The following is a 13,759-nucleotide window of genomic DNA, read 5'->3' on the forward strand; positions in this document are numbered from 1 at the left end:
CTATAAGCTGAAGTTCAAAAGAAAAGCGCACGAGAGATCGTGCGCTTTTTTGTGCCTAACCGAAAGGTCAGAAATGGTGCTTTAGTTCCGAGATCTAAACATCACTCAGCAGACGACAGGTTATCTTCTTCTTGTGATACTCTTTTATACTGAATCTTGGAAAAGTCTCGATTTGGGAACAAGAAGCTCGCTTCACTGCGAATTTGTTCTGCCTTGCTGTGATCGCCTAATCCTTGATACGCGAGAATCAGGTTGCTGTAGAAAGCAGGCCTTGGCTTACTCTTTATGATCTCTAACGACCAATCTATATAAGGCTGGATCAGGCTAGGATCGGCTTTGTAGAGGCCGATATTTAGATAGGTACTGTACACGTCCCAATCATAGCGATCTTTCCATACTACGGGGTTCGTTACCTGCTTAAGAATGTCCGGGTTTTTCGGCTTAGACATTTCAAATTTAGTGAGTACATAATTGGTGTGTAAGGCACTCAGCATGTAAAAACTCACCAAGATAGGAACGACTAAGCTCGACACTCTGAATAGGGTTTTACTGACGATACTAAACGGCTGCTGATAGTGGCGAGAAGTCCGTTGATCGACCCAGTAAATCAAAATGATAAAGGTTATCCAGTGAATCGCCGAGTGGTAAAAAGGATACTCAAGCTGAGAATGTAAGAGTATTGGTATGAACAGCGCAAGTAGTGCTAGACGTGTTCCTTTCGCTGAGTTAGCTATGCGTGACATCACCAACACCGCAGCAATCAAGATCCCGATGATTGGTACTATTCCGCCCTCAACCCCCCAAAACAGGAACTCATTGTGTGGGTGATCCATTGAAGGAAGGCCGGGATGATAATTTGGGTTGAGTTGATGCTGGCGAGCTGTGTATAGCGTGTACTCGGATTCGAATTTCCCGTAGCCATACCCTGTAAATGGCTTTTCGATCATCATATCGAGCGCTTGCGGAAAGGTATAAGCTCGTGGGCTTTCTAAGTTAGCCCTTTTGCTTGCGAGGCTATCAGTTGTACTGAGGCTGATCACCGAAAAAGCGACGACGATACCGACTACCACTGATACACACCATCCGTAGAAGCGCTTCTTGGTCGAGAACTTGTAAAGGTAAGGCAGAATGCAGACAAACCCGATTACGGCAGCCAACCATCCTGTACGTGATGCAATGATGATCAGCAAAGGTACGGTTAAGGTTGGTGTCAGGTATAGTAAGAATGACTCGCTAATTTTGCGATTATATTTAGCAGGCTGTCTCGCTAAAAGATAAGCTGAAAGCACAAAACCGGTAGCTAAAAAGCTGGCCATAACATTCGGTTGTTGAAATATCCCATAAGGTCTATTGGCCGCAGTGTTATAACCAAATAGGTTGCCAGGTTCCAGTAAGAAATATTGCACATAGCCAAAAAGTGTTTGTAGGACGACAGCAAGAACAATGAACCACAACATGCGTTGTTTGTGTTTGTTACTGAATTTAAATTGCTGAAGCACCACGAATAAAGCGAAGCCCGCCCACAATCCCAGTAGTCGGCCTGATGCGGCTTGAGGAGAGGCGTTGCTGTAAATAATGGGCAACGTCAGTATCACGCAGCTTATTAGCAAGCCAACGGTTAACTTTGAATATTTGAGTGCTCGGTTAGTGGCAAGCTGGTAGAAGCCAATCGCCAACGTAAAGCTAAGAGCTAACCAAGTGGTTGGATTAAAGGATAAAGCGAGGCCTGAGCCTCCAGGATTGGGCATGAAAAAGTGCATGGCTAATAAGAATATAACAGCTAAAGAGGCAAGGAATGCCTTGTTAAGCGGAAGCTGAGTTCTCTGATTTTCTAGCTGGGTACCGCTAGTATGTATTGTTGCCATAAATCCCTAACCTTATAAAAACAGAGCTTGTTCCTTCTGAAAAAAGCCCTGTTACTTTAACATTTTTCTGTCTGCTCGCAGGGAGCTATTTTACACCTACTTCAAATTTAACATAGGCTTAAGGAAGCGAGCAGTGTGCGAACCTTCGACTAACGCCACATCTTCAGGTGTACCTTCTGCAACAATTTCACCGCCTCCTTGACCACCTTCAGGGCCAAGATCTAGGATCCAGTCCGCTGTTTTGACGACGTCTAGGTTATGCTCAATCACGACAACCGTATTACCGTGATCCCGTAATCTATGCAGTACCGTTAACAGTTGCTGGATATCGTGGAAATGTAGGCCTGTTGTTGGCTCATCGAGAATGTATAAGGTTTTCCCCGTGTCTCGCTTAGATAACTCTCTTGCCAACTTAACACGTTGTGCTTCACCGCCAGACAAGGTTGTTGCTGCTTGTCCGAGGCGAATGTAGGAAAGGCCAACATCCATCAATGTTTGCAGCTTACGAGCAATAACAGGAACAGGGTTGAAGTATTCTCGAGCATCTTCGACAGTCATCTCTAGAACTTCGTCAATGGTTTTCCCCTTGTAGCGGACCTCTAGCGTTTCACGGTTATAACGCTTACCTTTACACACATCGCACGGTACATACACATCTGGCAAGAAATGCATCTCTACTTTGATGACGCCGTCTCCCTGACACGCTTCACAACGACCACCACGAACGTTAAAACTGAATCGACCTGGCTTGTAGCCACGAGATCGTGATTCTTGTGTACCTGCAAATAACTCTCGAATTGGAGTGAAAATACCAGTGTAGGTTGCAGGATTCGATCTTGGTGTTCGACCGATAGGGCTTTGATCAATATCGATTACTTTGTCGAAATGCTCTAAGCCTTTAATCTTTTTGTGCTGCGCCGGAACTGCAGTTGTTGCACCGTTCAATTGAGTGTGGGCGACTTTAAAGAAGGTGTCATTGATGAGTGTTGATTTACCGGATCCCGATACACCGGTAATACAGCTGAACAAGCCTACAGGGATTGTCGCAGTGACATTCTTTAGGTTGTTCCCAGTCGCGCCAACGATCTCGACGACCTTTTTCTTATCGATAGGCGTTCTTTGTTTGGGGATCGCAATTTCTTTGGCGCCGCTGAGGTATTGCCCAGTTAAAGAATTCGGATTTTCGATGATGTCTTGCATGGTGCCTTCAGCGACCACGTGACCACCATGAACACCTGCGCCTGGGCCTATATCGATAACATGGTCAGCGCAACGAATCGCATCTTCGTCATGCTCAACAACAAGTACGGTATTTCCTAAATCTCTTAGGTGAACCAGAGTTTGTAGTAGACGTTCATTATCACGCTGGTGGAGGCCAATTGATGGCTCATCCAGCACATACATAACGCCAACTAAACCGGCACCAATTTGACTTGCGAGACGAATCCTTTGCGCTTCACCACCAGACAGTGTTTCTGCACTGCGTGATAGGTTCAGGTAATTCAAACCAACGTTCACCAAGAAATGCAGACGATCATTGATCTCTTTCATCACTTTATCAGCAATTTGCCCACGCTGGCCGCTGAGCGACAAGTTTTGGAAAAACTCTAGTGCATCAGCAATGCTGAGCTGTACGATTTCTGGCAATGTGGTATCGCCAATAAAGACATTTCGAGCTTCTAATCTTAAACGTGTACCATCACAGCTAGAGCATGACTTCGTTGAGATGTACTTGGCAAGATCTTCACGCACCGCGCTAGATTCAGTGTCGCGGTAACGGCGTTCCAGCGTATTTAAAATACCTTCAAACGGATGACGTTTGACTCGGATATCACCACGATCATTGATGTATTTGAATTCAACTTCAGTTCTACCTGACCCCTTGAGGATGATCTCTTGAGTTTTCTTTGGTAAAGAATTGAACGGAGCATAAAGGTCAAAATCATAATGGTCTGACAGCGATGTTAGCATTTGGAAATAGTAATAATTTTTCTGATCCCAACCTTTTATTGCACCTTCTGCAATGCTTAGGTTCTCATATAAAATAACTCGACTTGGATCAAAATATTGTTGAACACCAAGTCCATCACAAGTACCACAAGCACCTGCCGGGTTATTGAATGAGAATAGGCGAGGCTCAAGTTCTTGCATGCTGTAGCCACACTTTGGACAAGCAAAATTAGCCGAGAACACGATCTCTTCTTGTTCTTTATCATCCATCCAACCGACAACTGCGATACCACCAGATAGCTCTAATGTGGTCTCGAAGGATTCGGCTAAACGTTGTTGGAGATCTGGGCGAACCTTGAATCTGTCAACCACAACTTCAATGGTGTGCTTCTTGTGCAGCTCCAACGTTGGTGGATCGGACAGGTCACAGGTCTCGCCATCAATACGAGCACGGATAAAGCCTTGCGCGGCTAAGTTCTCAAGCGTTTTAACATGCTCACCTTTACGTTCTTTGACTATCGGAGCCAATAGCATCATCTTTGAACCAGCAGGCAATTCTAAGATTTTATCGACCATTTGGCTGATGGTTTGCGCCGCGAGAGGGGTATTGTGATCAGGGCAGCGCGGTTCACCGACACGAGCATAAAGTAGTCTTAGGTAATCATAGACTTCAGTGATGGTGCCAACAGTTGAACGAGGATTGTGAGAAGTTGATTTCTGTTCGATGGAGATGGCTGGAGATAAACCTTCGATGTGGTCGACATCAGGCTTTTCCATGAGAGATAGAAATTGACGAGCATAGGCCGACAAAGACTCAACATAACGACGTTGACCTTCTGCGTAGAGGGTATCAAACGCAAGTGACGACTTTCCTGAACCTGATAATCCAGTGATAACCGTTAGCTTATCACGAGGTATGGTTAGGTTAATGTCTTTGAGGTTATGCGTACGAGCGCCTCTAATTTCTATTTTATCCATCTCAACAGACCATGTAATTTTAAGTGGCTAAAGTATTACATAGAGTGAGATTTGTGCAAAGTTTTACTGGATAAAAAAACAGTAAACAAAAAAGGGTGACTCAAAGAGCCACCCTTTCTACCAATTTAAACGTTGATTATTAACCCGTTGTCACGCTTCTTTCTTTGTCGAGTGTTTACCTAGTTCGATTTGCTTTTGGTCTTTTTTGTATAGATTTTCAAAGCAGTAGTTTGTTGCTTCGATATAACCTTCAACACTACCGCAATCAAAACGTTGGCCTTTAAATTTGTAAGCCAACACACAGCCTGCTTTTGCTTGTTTTAGCAATGCATCAGTGATTTGGATTTCGCCGCCTTTGCCTGGTTCAGTCTGCTCGATCAGTTCAAAGATATCTGGAGTCAGAATGTAGCGGCCAATGATCGCTAGGTTGCTTGGTGCAGTACCTGGTTCTGGCTTTTCTACCATGTCATCGACACGGAAAAGATCGTCTTTGATCATCTCGCCCGAGATAACACCGTATTTATGAGTTTCGTTTTCAGGCACTTCTTGTACTGCAACGATTGAGCAACGGAACTGCTTGTATAGCGCAACCATTTGAGTCAGAACGCCTTGCTGCTCGTTCACACAAAGGTCATCAGCAAGCACAACGGCGAAAGGCTCATCACCCACAAGTTCACGGCCCGTCAAGATAGCATGGCCTAGACCTTTCATTTCGCGTTGACGAATGTAGGTAAAGTTTGCTGCTTCAATCGTCTCACGAATATTGATCAGCAAGTCTTCTTTATTGGTACCGCTAATTTGGTGCTCTAGCTCGTAGTTCTTATCAAAGTGATCCATCAGTGAATGTTTACCACGGCCAGTAACGATGCACATTCCATCCATACCAGCTTCGATAGCTTCTTCAACACCGTATTCAATCAGAGGTTTGTTTACAACTGGCATCATTTCTTTCGGCATTGATTTAGTTGCTGGTAGGAAGCGTGTACCGTAGCCAGCTGCCGGGAAAAGGCACTTTTTGATCATGATAAGACCCTTTATCTATAATAATTATTGATTCAACTGATTTGTTGATATTTCTGAGGGCAACTCTAGCATATGTTATGTCGAAATTTCAGCAACAATACCAATGATTACTCGAGCTTCCCTCAAAATTATTGTCAGATTAGAGGCGGAGTGGTTATGCAAGCAAGTTTTGGTTTGCCCATGCAATAGCTTGGACTCTATTTTTCACCGCTAACTTACGGAATATTTGATAGAGGTGGGATTTGACCGTGAATTCGCTAATGAAAAGGTCATCGGCTATTTGAGTATTTGATGATCCTGATTGAAGGCAGCGAATGACTTGGATTTCACGAATAGTTAAATCAACATTGGTTGGGGTCGTATTGGTATTGACCATGTTACGATAATAAAACAGAAGTTGATTAGTCACCTTCCTAGGTAGCCAGTTGTCACCATCGATCACTTCTTGAAGACCACGAGCAATCTTGTCCTTTTGTTCAGTGTTGTAAAAGAGTCCTTTTAGTACCCCATAGGTAAGAAGCTCTGAGGTTGGAAGTTGCTGGGGGACATTGAATAAAATGATTTCGTGATTTTTCCACATAACAGTCAGGTTAGGACAAATAACCAGTAGTTGTGGTACCTCTCTATAATCGACGAGCAAGATCCGGTTACTCTGCTTTCTATCAACTAACATTAATTCGTCGGGTGTCATTTTGTAGAGAATAATAGATAAGTGCTTTTCTATCTCCTTTACATGTAGATAGGTATCGTTTGGGTCGATGCACAGAAAGTGTAAAGTGCGAGCGTATCTTGATTTTCTCATTGAAACGTCCTGTTTGAGTGGGATTAGATTCCACGTTGTCATGCAGGCTTTCGCTTCTCTAGCGCCTTGATAGTGACTTGCGTTGAATATCAATTATCAAAGTAAATGAGTGGTTTGTAAGTGGAGAAAAAAGCAACATCGCTCTGAATATCATGATTTGTTACGTTTTTATTCTTTGTGGTGGAGTGAGAATAGGAAGCGATTTATCACAGCAGAAAAGCATGCTATTCTTGTGCGCTAAAATTTTCTGAGACTATGAATTTAGACGGAGCAAATCATGGCTAGCCGTGGAGTTAACAAAGTTATATTAGTGGGTAACCTAGGTAATGACCCTGAAATTCGTTACATGCCAAATGGCGGTGCAGTAGCGAACATTACCATTGCAACGTCAGAGTCATGGCGTGACAAAGCAACTGGCGAACAGCGCGAAAAAACAGAATGGCACCGTGTTGCTCTGTTTGGCAAGCTGGCGGAAGTTGCTGGTGAGTACCTACGTAAAGGTTCCCAAGTTTACATTGAAGGTCAACTTCAAACGCGTAAATGGCAAGATCAAAGCGGTCAAGATCGCTACACAACAGAAGTCGTTGTTCAAGGCTTCAACGGTGTAATGCAAATGCTTGGCGGTCGTGCTCAAGGCGGTGCTCCTGCCCAAGGTGGTATGGGTAACAACCAACAGCAAGGTAGTTGGGGGCAACCACAGCAGCCACAACAACAGCAGCAACAATACAGTGCGCCAGCTCAACAGCAGCCGAAAGCACCTCAACAAGCTCCTCAGCAGGCTCAACCTCAATATAATGAGCCGCCGATGGATTTTGATGATGACATCCCATTTTAAGCACTGTTTTTAATATATTATAAAAGCAGTATTAAATTGGAAGAAGCCGCGTTCATCGCGGCTTTTTGTTACCTACAATTCTTAACGCTTTATTTACAACGTCAATTTATAGTATAAGTAGCAATACGGTATAATGTGAGTTGAAAAGGATTTCGTTATTCATGAGATATACCCCGACACTAAAATTGAGCACTCGATTGGTCGCATTTGTCACCGTGATAGTGATCAGTGCGATGTTCATCCTTTTTATTGGTGGCACACTCTCCTTTAAGCGTATAGGACAGGAATATTTAGATCATTATTTGGTTGGCATTGTTGACGTCGTAGATAAAGAGATGGAAGATCCAGATGCTGCGTATTCAATGCAACGTTGGATGCCGAAGATGTTGCAGGCAAGCAATATCGTTGAGATGAAGCTTTCAAACAAAACCGGTATCGTTTACCGATTTAAAGATACCTCCCCACAAATTGATCCAAACCGCCTCTATGAAAGAAGCTTCATTTTAGATCGAAATGAAGGCTATCAAATCGAATTTAAAGCACTCCCCCCTTATATTGGTTACAACTACTCGATTGAAGCTATGTGGTCGATTACTTTGGCGGTGGCATTGATCCTTTTTTGTTTGGCCCGTGGTGTTCGTTGGTTAAAAGAACAGTTAATGGGCTCAGAGATTTTGGAAGAGCGAGGGAGAATGATCCTTGCTGGGCAGGTAGAGGCTCATTCAAAAGGGGACGAGCGAGAATGGCCATATACGGCAAGTGAAGCGCTTGATGTACTGATTGAAGAGTTGAAAGATGCACGCCAAGAGCGAAGTCGCTTTGATACTTTTATCCGCACCCATACTTTTCTAGATAAGCTCACTGGTACAGCCAACCGAGTACTATTTGATAACAAACTTGAATCTGTACTGCATGAAAGTGGCGCTCGTGGAGGCGTTTTACTGATACGTATCGACGAGTGGGAACAAGTTCGAGATGCCAATGACAAGCAGATCACCGACGGATTTATTATTGAAGTTGGTGAAGTATTGTCGAATATTGTTCAGCGTTATCCCGATGTCATTTTTTCTCGCTATTACGAAGCAGACTTTGCCGTGTTTATTCCGCATCAAGGAACAAAGGATATTGCGACGTTGGCTGCTCAATGTTTAAGGCAATTAGATAAATTGACTCCACCGGATCCTTTGGAATCAGATAATTGGTGCCATATTGGTGTGACAATGTATACCGAAGGTGAACGCCATAGCCAAATTATGGATGAAACGGAAACGGCGTTAAAGAGCGCTCAGTTAGAGCGCATTAATAACTGGAGCCGTTATCCAAAAGAAAATAAAACTGAGATAGACAGAGGCAGTGTTCGCTGGAGAACATTACTTGATAAAGCCCTGCTACCTGAAAATTTAGTAATCTTTGCTCAGCGGTGTTATCTTATGCCGGATTCAGGTCAAGCTAATGAATTGCATAAAGAAATATTTATTAGAATTCAAGATCCAGATAAAGGTCTATTGAAATCTTCTCGCTTTATGTCTGCGGTAGAACAAGTCGGTTATCAAGCTCAAATGGATCAATCGGTTTTGACGGTTTTATTTAAGTCGCTGAAAGTATCAACACAGCCTGTCAATTATTCGGTGAACTTGAGTGTCACTCCGTTTGCAAATAAATCACATTTTAAATGGTTCCGAAGTGAGTTGTTACAGCTCTCTGCTCAGCATCGTTCTCAGCTTGCTTTTGAATTTTCAGAAGGCCATCTAATTACTCACCTTGATTATATGCGACCAGTGGCGAAGATGTTACGAGGGTTAGGGTGTAAAGTGGTGGTTGGCCAAGCTGGGCGAACCATTGTTAGCACTCATTATATAAAGGATTTGAAGGTTGACTATATTAAGCTTCATCGAAGTTTGGTAAAGAAAATCGATCAAAGGCATGAAAACCAACTGTTTGTTCGAAGTCTGATTGGAGCATGCGGTGATTCTCCAACTGAAGTGATCGCGGTCGGAGTTGAGACAAAGCAAGAAAAGAATACCTTGATAGAGTTAGGCATTAACGGTTATCAAGGGAGATGTTTCGACGAAGAACAACAAATAATTCCCTTGCCTACTCAAGGGGATAAGACAGTGAAAGCTGAATCCGTTGTAAAAGTCGGTCGAAGAAATCGATGGCGTAAGAGTAATAGTTAAGCATGAATTTTAAAGCGATTTTAGACAAAATAAAGCCAACGAATAATAGCGGTAGTTCTCAAGTTGTCCTTTTGGGCAATGATACCGTTTATATTTCATCGACTGAGTCAAAACCTCAAGTCACCAGTTTCCCTGTGGTTAACGGTGACTGGGAAAGTGCGCTGAAAAAATTGTTGAGCAGTGAATCGCTTACTAGTGATAGCCTTCAGCTAATTGTATGTGCGAACTACTACCAAACCTATCAAATTGATAAACCGGACATTCCACAGAGTGAATGGTCGGTTGCATTGCCTTTTCTATTGAAAGATCTGATCTCTGAAAGGGTGACTGATATTACAGCGAGTGCGGTAGCGCTACCGACCTCGAATAAGCTACAAGTGTATGTTTTGCCTAAAAAGCTATTGGACAAGCTTGTAAGCATTACTAATTCAGCACAAGTTGATCTTAAAGGTATTGCTCCCGAAGATGAAGTTTGGGGCTATAGTGCTGGTGAACTCTCTAATTTCATTCTTTTACAACGCAGCCCCAACTCACATTTTAAGCTTGGTGCATTTGTTGAAAACACGGTTTGCTTCCAAAGAACAATCCGCAGTGTTGTCCCCCCATTAACTGGTACCGCATCAAGTGCATTGCAGTTGGATGGTCTAGCTTTAGAACTCCAAAGGTCGATTGATTACCTTTCTTCTCAAATTAAAGGCACCCAACTTCATCAGTTAAAAATATGCTGTGATGAGGAAGATGAAGCTGAATTGCAGAGCGTGTTAAATAGCACATTGAGTTCGACCGTTTCTTTACTTGTTGAAGGTGAGCGCGAAAATTCAGAGAAATGGTTAGTTACGCTCGCGGCTGAAAAGAATGTTTTTAACGTTAATCTCTACCCTGAGCACCTTAAGCCTAAAAAAGAGTATTTCACTCTAGTGAATGTGGTTATGGTTTGGGGGCTTGTGTGTACCTTGTTGCTTGGCAGTTATTGTGTAATGCAGTATCAAGCATCGAGTTTGGATGAAGAGCTAGCAGCTTTACAATATGACTTGAATCAGCTTAACCAAGAAGTTAACCAATTAAATAGTAAGTTGGTTCAACATAAACCGTCTCCAGTGAAAGTAGCTGCGGTTGCTCGTCTCACTAGCGAGATACAAGCGAATAAAGAGGCTTTGAAGGCGGTCGGTCAATACGATGAATCCCAGCAAGTCGGGTATTCTGGTGTTATGAATTCCTTCGCTAAATTAGGGCGAAATGATATTTCGCTTTCGCATATCTACATGACTCACGAGACCCTAGAGCTTCGCGGTTTGGCTCGTGACGCTAATGTTGTTCCAAACTGGATTGGTCAGTTTAAAAATGAACTTAATTTAGTCGGGCGCACCTTTGAAAAGATAAAGATAGGTCGTAATGAGCAAGATGTGGTGACGTTTGAGTTAAGTACTCATAGGGAGAGTGAATAATGCAACTGTGGAACCAGCTTAGCGATAAGTTCCTTGCATTAAGCCTGAGAGAGAAATGGCTACTTTTCGTGTGTGGTCTAGTGGGCTTATCCATGCTTGTATTTACCTTATTGATTGAACCTGCATATCTTGATTTACAAGAAAAGAATGTGAAGTCGATGAGCCTTACGCAGTCAAATCAGAAACAACAAGGTGAATTACTTGTTCTACAAGCCAAGTTGAACAAAGACCCAGATAAAGAAATTGATCTTGAGTTAAAAAAACTATTGGTTGAGAGCCAAGAGCTATCATTTGAGCTCGCTGAAATCGTTGATAGGTTGGTTACGCCTTCTCAAATGGCGCAGTTATTAGAGAGCGTTCTTAATGCAGGTAATGGACTGAAGCTTGAGTCTTTAGAATCGTTACAACCAGAAGCTATTTCGGACAATCAAGAGAACAGTGACAATTCAAATTACTTTCTCCATCCTGTTAGAATGGAGTTGACGGGTAGCTACTTCGATATTTTAATTTATCTTCAAGCACTTGAGTCACTTCCTGTGAGCTATTATTGGCGCACGTTTGAGTATTCAGTAGAAGAATATCCCAAAGCTCGACTTGTGTTCGAGGTTTACACCCTAGGTACCAGACAGGAGTTTATCGGTGGTTAGAACTCTAGTGTTATCTTTGCTGTTTGGTAGTTCAGTGGTATGGGCAGAACAAGACCCAACTGCGCCATTAGGTTGGCTTTCGCCCCTGCAGAAATCAGCATCAGCTAAAAAGGCGCCAGTTCAATATCGTTTACCGTCTCTAGAGAGCATTGTTTGCAAGGGCGATACACCTTGTTATGCGATTATGAATGGTCAGATTCTCGAACAAGGAGAAACGATCAGAGGGTACCGAGTTAAGAACATTGATCCAGAGTACGTCACTCTGCAGAGAAGCTCTAAGCAGTGGAAATTAGAGATGTTCTCTTTAGATGTTAAGAATAATTAAGGTTAGAGTGAAGACATGCGTAAACTTGTAGTAGCAATTCTAGTGTCATCTTTAGTCGGCTGTTCGATGGGGCATAGAGACCCTGTTGAGATAAAAGAGTCTTTAAGCGAATCTATTAATGAAGCGAATAGCAAAGCACTTCATAACTTACCTTCGTCGGTACAAGATGACCTTATGCCTCAGCTAAGTTCGGACTCTATGTCTCCGAATGTGGAAACCGTCAAGCGCTTTCGTATTCAAGCAAAAGGCGTTGAAGCGAGAACCTTTTTTGCAAGCCTAGTGAAAGGTACAGAGTACAGTGCCGCGATTCATCCAAGCGTTGCTGGAAAACTTACTCTAAATCTAACAGACGTGACCTTAGATGAAGTTCTGGCTGTTGCTCAGGATATGTATGGTTACGATATTGAAAAACGTGGCAAAGTGATTCAAATTTATCCGGCCGGTTTGCGCACAGTCACGATTCCAGTGGATTACTTGCAAGTAAAGCGTTCTGGTCGTTCTTTAACGACGATTACTACTGGAACAATTTCCACTTCAGACTCTAACTCGAACTCATCTAACTCGAATTCTAATTCGTCTAACTCGAATTCAAACTCATCAAACTCGAACTCCAATTCGTCTAGCTCCACATCTAACGGTGGTACGGAGATTGAAACGATATCTGAAAGTGATTTTTGGCCGCAGCTTGAAGCGGCAGTCGCTCACTTAATTGGTTCTGGTGATGGGCAAAGCGTTGTGGTTACGCCACAAGCGAGTGTGATTACGGTACGTGCTTACCCCGATGAAATCCGAGAGGTTCGTGAGTTCCTTGGTATTTCTCAGAAACGTCTGCAGCGCCAAGTTATCTTGGAAGCCAAAATCATGGAAGTGACACTTAGTGACGGCTATCAACAAGGCATTAACTGGACCAAGATGTTTTCGTCGAACGGTACTAACTACACGCTAGGTATGGGTTCTATCGTTAAAAATGCAGCTGGTACGATCATCCCAGGCAAACTACCAGGCATGGACCCAATCGGTACCGCTTTAGGTGGTCAATCTAACCTCGTTGTTTCTGGTGGTAGCTTTGAAGCTGTATTGAGTTTTATGGATACACAGGGTGACTTGAATGTGTTATCTAGCCCAAGAGTGACAGCAGCTAATAACCAGAAAGCGGTTATAAAAGTGGGTATAGATAAATATTTCGTGACGAATTTATCAAGTTCGGTCGGTAGTGGTGATAACGCGAATGTTGCCCCTGAAGTTGAGCTAACCCCGTTCTTCTCCGGTATTTCTTTGGATGTGACGCCGCAGATCGATGATAAAGGAAATGTGTTCCTGCATGTTCACCCCGCAGTGATTGAGGTGGAAGAGGAAGTGAAAGAGCTTAATCTTGGCTCAACAACTGGTGTTGTGACGCTGCCGTTGGCTAAAAGCTCTATTCGTGAATCTGACTCCGTGATTCGAGCGCAAGATGGTGATGTGGTTGTTATTGGCGGATTGATGAAATCAAACACCAGTGACATGACTTCAAAAGTTCCATTTCTTGGTGATATCCCGGCACTCGGTCATTTGTTCCGTAATACCAGTCAACTTACTCAAAAAACTGAACTCGTTATTCTATTAAAGCCAACGGTTGTAGGTGTCAATACTTGGCAATCAGAAATGGAGCGTTCTCGAGATCTTTTACAAGAATGGTTCCCGGATGAATAGTAACCACTCACTTTATCAAT

10 protein-coding genes are annotated in these 13,759 nt (G+C 43.1%); 6 read left to right on the plus strand and 4 right to left on the minus strand.

What is annotated here, in order from left to right:
- Positions 1–101: 101 nt before the first annotated feature.
- The 4 genes from OCV30_RS01900 to OCV30_RS01915 form a co-directional block, all read right to left on the minus strand.
- Entirely contained in the window at positions 102–1,865 is a 1,764-nt protein-coding gene (locus tag OCV30_RS01900) for a PglL family O-oligosaccharyltransferase (protein WP_065680115.1), read from the minus strand.
- Between the two features lie 96 nt (positions 1,866–1,961).
- The gene (gene uvrA / locus OCV30_RS01905) at positions 1,962–4,793 is read right to left on the minus strand and encodes an excinuclease ABC subunit UvrA (RefSeq protein ID WP_065680116.1); all 2,832 of its coding nucleotides are present in this window, start codon (positions 4,791–4,793) and stop codon (positions 1,962–1,964) included.
- A 150-nt stretch (positions 4,794–4,943) separates the two neighbouring features.
- Entirely contained in the window at positions 4,944–5,816 is an 873-nt protein-coding gene (gene galU, locus OCV30_RS01910; protein ID WP_065680117.1) for a UTP--glucose-1-phosphate uridylyltransferase GalU, read from the minus strand.
- Positions 5,817–5,970: 154 nt separating this feature from the next.
- Complete coding sequence (locus tag OCV30_RS01915) at positions 5,971–6,618, minus strand: LuxR C-terminal-related transcriptional regulator (RefSeq protein WP_029222919.1); 648 nt, start codon at positions 6,616–6,618, stop codon at positions 5,971–5,973.
- A gap of 277 nt (positions 6,619–6,895) precedes the next feature.
- On the opposite strand from OCV30_RS01915, the gene OCV30_RS01920 reads away from it, so the two are divergent.
- From OCV30_RS01920 to mshL, 6 genes are all read left to right on the plus strand, one after another.
- Entirely contained in the window at positions 6,896–7,453 is a 558-nt protein-coding gene (locus OCV30_RS01920) for a single-stranded DNA-binding protein (RefSeq protein ID WP_009847868.1), read from the plus strand.
- A gap of 161 nt (positions 7,454–7,614) precedes the next feature.
- Positions 7,615–9,630, plus strand: coding sequence for an RNase E specificity factor CsrD (gene csrD / locus OCV30_RS01925; RefSeq protein WP_065680118.1), 2,016 nt, complete (start codon positions 7,615–7,617; stop codon positions 9,628–9,630).
- Positions 9,631–9,632: 2 nt separating this feature from the next.
- On the plus strand, positions 9,633–11,075 hold the full coding sequence (locus OCV30_RS01930) for an MSHA biogenesis protein MshI (RefSeq protein ID WP_065680119.1): 1,443 nt from the start codon (positions 9,633–9,635) through the stop codon (positions 11,073–11,075).
- Positions 11,075–11,722, plus strand: a complete 648-nt coding sequence (gene pilO / locus OCV30_RS01935) for a type 4a pilus biogenesis protein PilO (RefSeq protein WP_065680120.1) — start codon at positions 11,075–11,077, stop codon at positions 11,720–11,722. The genes OCV30_RS01930 and pilO overlap by 1 nt, the downstream gene beginning before the upstream one ends.
- On the plus strand, positions 11,715–12,047 hold the full coding sequence (locus OCV30_RS01940; protein WP_012603133.1) for a hypothetical protein: 333 nt from the start codon (positions 11,715–11,717) through the stop codon (positions 12,045–12,047). Before pilO ends, OCV30_RS01940 begins: the two co-directional genes overlap by 8 nt.
- A 15-nt stretch (positions 12,048–12,062) precedes the next feature.
- Positions 12,063–13,739, plus strand: a complete 1,677-nt coding sequence (mshL, locus tag OCV30_RS01945) for a pilus (MSHA type) biogenesis protein MshL (protein ID WP_065680121.1) — start codon at positions 12,063–12,065, stop codon at positions 13,737–13,739.
- Positions 13,740–13,759 lie beyond the last annotated feature (20 nt).

It is taken from the genome of Vibrio atlanticus (genome assembly GCF_024347315.1).
GTDB lineage: Bacteria > Pseudomonadota > Gammaproteobacteria > Enterobacterales > Vibrionaceae > Vibrio > Vibrio atlanticus.

Bases quoted from the DNA above. Each gene is read 5' to 3' on its own strand.
- OCV30_RS01900 (WP_065680115.1), bottom strand. From the start codon at position 1,865: ATGGCAACAATACATACTAGCGGTACCCAGCTAGAAAATCAGAGAACT.
- uvrA (WP_065680116.1), bottom strand. From the start codon at position 4,793: ATGGATAAAATAGAAATTAGAGGCGCTCGTACGCATAACCTCAAAGAC.
- galU (WP_065680117.1), bottom strand. From the start codon at position 5,816: ATGATCAAAAAGTGCCTTTTCCCGGCAGCTGGCTACGGTACACGCTTC.
- OCV30_RS01915 (WP_029222919.1), bottom strand. From the start codon at position 6,618: ATGAGAAAATCAAGATACGCTCGCACTTTACACTTTCTGTGCATCGAC.
- OCV30_RS01920 (WP_009847868.1), top strand. From the start codon at position 6,896: ATGGCTAGCCGTGGAGTTAACAAAGTTATATTAGTGGGTAACCTAGGT.
- csrD (WP_065680118.1), top strand. From the start codon at position 7,615: ATGAGATATACCCCGACACTAAAATTGAGCACTCGATTGGTCGCATTT.
- OCV30_RS01930 (WP_065680119.1), top strand. From the start codon at position 9,633: ATGAATTTTAAAGCGATTTTAGACAAAATAAAGCCAACGAATAATAGC.
- pilO (WP_065680120.1), top strand. From the start codon at position 11,075: ATGCAACTGTGGAACCAGCTTAGCGATAAGTTCCTTGCATTAAGCCTG.
- mshL (WP_065680121.1), top strand. From the start codon at position 12,063: ATGCGTAAACTTGTAGTAGCAATTCTAGTGTCATCTTTAGTCGGCTGT.